Genomic DNA, 2,644 nt, shown 5'->3' on the forward strand with positions numbered 1-2,644 from the left:
GCGGCGGAGGGGCCGGCGCCGCGCACGGAATCCGCGGACGGTACGCCGGAGCCGGATGCGGGGGCGGCGCCCGGCGTCTCAGGCGCCGGTTGCCACTGCGCCCCGGACTGCGCCCCAGGCGGAACGGCGGCGCCCTCGTTCTCGGTGCTCACAGTTTTCTCCTCAGGTGCACGACAGTCACGACAGTCTTCTTCGGCCACTTTCGGTCACACAAGAGCGGGTCGTACGCCGGCCTCGAGCACAGCCCGCGTGCGCCAGTGTCCGCCGACAGCATCCCCTACGTGGCATCAGAGCACCGTAAACGGGGGCGGCGGCCCGGACCGCCATCATTTATCCCGGACAAAACAGACGCATCCGCTGGCGCATGGGCAACGGCCGCACGGGCAGCGCCCCGCCAGGCGGTGGCACCATGACGCGGTGACCCCTGCGCACCCGGCCCGCGAGCCCCAGTCCGGGCCGAACACCATCTCCGTCATCGCCCACCGCGGCGCGTCCGAGGACGCGCCCGAGCACACCCTGGCCGCGTACCGCAAGGCCATCGAGGACGGGGCCGACGCCCTGGAGTGCGATGTGCGGCTCACCGCCGACGGGCATCTGGTGTGCGTGCACGACTGGCGCGTCAACCGGGTCTCCAACGGGAAGGGCGCCGTCTCCGCGCTGGAACTCTCCGACCTCGCGGCCCTCGACTTCGGCTCGTGGAAGGACACCAGGGGCGCCAAGGGCTCGGGGGAGTCCCCGGAGTGGGATCCCGGCGAGAGGGCCCTCCTGGGAGACCGGACGGCCCCCTTGGAGGACCGTACGTCCGTCCTCACCCTGGAGCGCCTCCTGGAACTGGTCGCCGACGCGGGCCGCCGCGTCGAGCTCGCCATCGAGACCAAGCACCCCACCCGTTGGGCGGGCCAGGTCGAGGAGCGGCTGCTGGAGCTGCTGCACCGCTTCGGCCTCGCGACCCCGCCCCGGGGCGAGTCCTCGGCCGTACGGGTCATGAGCTTCTCGGCGCGCTCGCTGCACCGGGTGAACTTCGGGGCGCCGGACATCCCGACCGTCTATCTGATGCAGTTCCTCTCCCCGCGCTACCGCGACGGGCGGCTGCCGACCGGGACGTGGATCGCCGGGCCGAGCATCCGCATCCTGAGGAACCACCCCGAGTACGTGGCCCGCGCGCAGCGGGCGGGCCACCAGGTCCATGTATGGACTGTGGACTCCGCCACAGACGTCGAACTGTGCGAACGGCTCGGCGTGGACGCCGTGATCACCAACCGGCCCCGGCAGGTGCTGTCCCAACTCGGCCGGAATGTCTGATAGTTGGCTGCTGAGAGCCCGCTCTGGGACCGTCTCCTTATGGAGGAGTCCACGCACATAAACCCCTCTCCGCCCCTACAGGGAGTACATCGGCGCGTTCGGTACGTATTCGACCGTCTGGAGTGCGCCACACGATCGCAATTGGCCGGTTTCCCCTCCAGCCGAGGGGGGCATCCATCCCGTGGCGTGGGGCAAAGGAGGTCTCGGGGGTGGCGTTGGTGGTGGCACAGGAGGTGCCGACGTCGTCGATCATGGCCGTACCCCATGGTCCAGCGGGCGTGGGTACGGCGAGGCGCAGGATGCGCGAGGGGCTCCGGACGAGTGGAGTGCCGGACTCCGTGGTCGACGACGCGATATTGGTTCTGTCCGAACTCCTCAGCAACGCCTGCCGGCACGGCCGTCCCCTGGCCATCGAGACCGGCGGGCCCGAGGACACCGACGAGGTGCGCGCCGCCTGGCGCGTCGACGAACGCGGCCGGCTGACCGTCGAGGTGACGGACGGCGGCGGTCCGACCCGACCGCTTCCGGCCACGCCTTCGGTCACCGCGCGCGGCGGCCGCGGGCTCAACATCATCACGGCCCTCGCCCAGGACTGGGGCGTACGGGACGACCGCGCGGGCGAAGTCACCGTCTGGGCCGTACTCGGCGAGCCGCCCCGCCGCAACGGAATGTCTACGCGCGTGGGCGCCCCCTCGCTGGACGTCTCCGGCCTCTTCGACGACCTGTCATGACGTGTACCGCGCCGGGCGTGACGAAGGGCTAGGCTCAGCGGCCAAGACCTGACGCCGTACCGGGAGACGACCAACGCCATGGCCAAGAAGCGCCCTCAGACCAAGGCCGGCAGGACCACCGCCATGAAGGTCTCCGATGGAAACGTTCCGGTCGTCGGCGCCCGTGAACCCTGCCCCTGCGGCTCGGGCCGCCGCTACAAGGCCTGCCACGGGCGGGAGGCCGCGCAGGCCATGACCGAGCTCGTACAGCGGCCCTTCGAGGGCCTGCCGGGCGAGTGCGACTGGGTCGCCCTGCGCGAACTCGTCCCGGCCGCAACCGTTGAGCTGCACCTGAAGGGCGGGCTCCCCAAGGGAGTTCCGTCGGTCACCCTGGCGACCGTGCTGCCCATGGCCTGGCCCGCGCTGCGCCGCGACAACGGCACCGTCCTCCTCGGCCTGCAGAACGACACGGCCTCCGGTGACCTCAGCCGCGACCTCGCCGACGTGCTGAAGCGCGCCCTGGAGGCGGAGCCCGGAACTCCGGTGGCCGCCCAGCGGGTACCGGCCGACGGTCCGCGCCTTCAGGACCTGCTCGACCCGGCGGGCGCGTTCGCCCCCGTCGTGCACGACGG

Annotated in this window: 3 protein-coding genes; all 3 read left to right on the top strand. The window is 71.6% G+C overall.

Going from position 1 to position 2,644, the window contains the following annotated elements:
- The first annotated feature begins 417 nt into the window (after positions 1-417).
- Positions 418-1,302 (top strand): glycerophosphodiester phosphodiesterase, encoded by an 885-nt coding sequence (locus AOK16_RS15965; RefSeq protein ID WP_055472910.1) that lies wholly within the window; start codon positions 418-420, stop codon positions 1,300-1,302.
- A gap of 122 nt (positions 1,303-1,424) precedes the next feature.
- Positions 1,425-2,033 (top strand): ATP-binding protein, encoded by a 609-nt coding sequence (locus AOK16_RS15970; RefSeq protein ID WP_079101440.1) that lies wholly within the window; start codon positions 1,425-1,427, stop codon positions 2,031-2,033.
- Positions 2,034-2,111: 78 nt separating this feature from the next.
- A partial coding sequence (locus AOK16_RS15975) for a DUF5926 family protein (RefSeq protein WP_205627698.1) occupies positions 2,112-2,644 on the top strand: 533 nt, incomplete at its 3' end.

Source organism: Streptomyces pathocidini (assembly GCF_001418495.1).
Lineage (GTDB): Bacteria > Actinomycetota > Actinomycetes > Streptomycetales > Streptomycetaceae > Streptomyces > Streptomyces pathocidini.